Origin of the sequence: Streptomyces tricolor, assembly GCF_002155905.1 — a bacterium.
Classification (GTDB): Bacteria; Actinomycetota; Actinomycetes; order Streptomycetales; family Streptomycetaceae; genus Streptomyces; species Streptomyces tricolor.
Genome location: NZ_MUMF01001046.1, coordinates 1 through 669, shown reverse-complemented (window position 1 = coordinate 669; position 669 = coordinate 1). Strand labels below are relative to the sequence as shown.

Sequence of the window (669 nt, the reverse complement as noted above, 5' to 3'; positions counted from 1 at the left end):
CCCCGGCGGTGGCTACGGCTTCCGCTTCTTCGACATCGACGGCCGCACCCTCGAAGTCTCCGCCGACGTCGAGGTCCGCCGGCACCGCAAGATCGAGGAGAAGGAGTCGATCCCGGTCAAGCTGTCCCACGTCGTCCTCAACTCCCCCGACCTGAACCGCACGAGGGAGTGGTACGAGCGCCACCTGGGCTTCCGCCTCTCCGACACGCTCAGCTCGCCGCACATGGGCGAGGTCATGCACTTCATGCGGATCTCCAGCCAGCATCACTCCATGGCGCTGGCCAAGGGCCCGCACACCTCCCTGCACCACATCTCCTTCGAGATGCGCGGCCTCGACGAGTACATGCGCGGCTCCGGCCGCGTCATGCGCGCCGGGTTCAAGAAGATCTGGGGTCCCGGCCGGCACATGGCGGGCGACAACACCTTCACGTACTTCCTCGACCCGCACGGCAACACCGTCGAGTACACGACGGAGCTGGAGTGCCTGGACGAGGACACCTGGCACCCCCACGTCTACGACTTCTCCCGGCCCGAGGTCACCGACCAGTGGGGCACGGCGAACCCCATGAACGAACTCGTCGCCAAGGAGTCCTTCAACGACCCCGACCGCGGCTGCTTCGTCGCCCCGCCCGTCTGATCCCCCGGGGACGCGGTCGGGGTCGTTGAAGG

Annotated in this window: 1 protein-coding gene; it reads left to right on the top strand. The window is 67.4% G+C overall.

Features of this window, described 5'->3' with window-relative positions; translation table 11 throughout:
• A partial coding sequence (locus tag CCN44_RS42635; protein WP_086704628.1) for a VOC family protein occupies nt 1-637 on the top strand: 637 nt, incomplete at its 5' end.
• Nucleotides 638-669 lie beyond the last annotated feature (32 nt).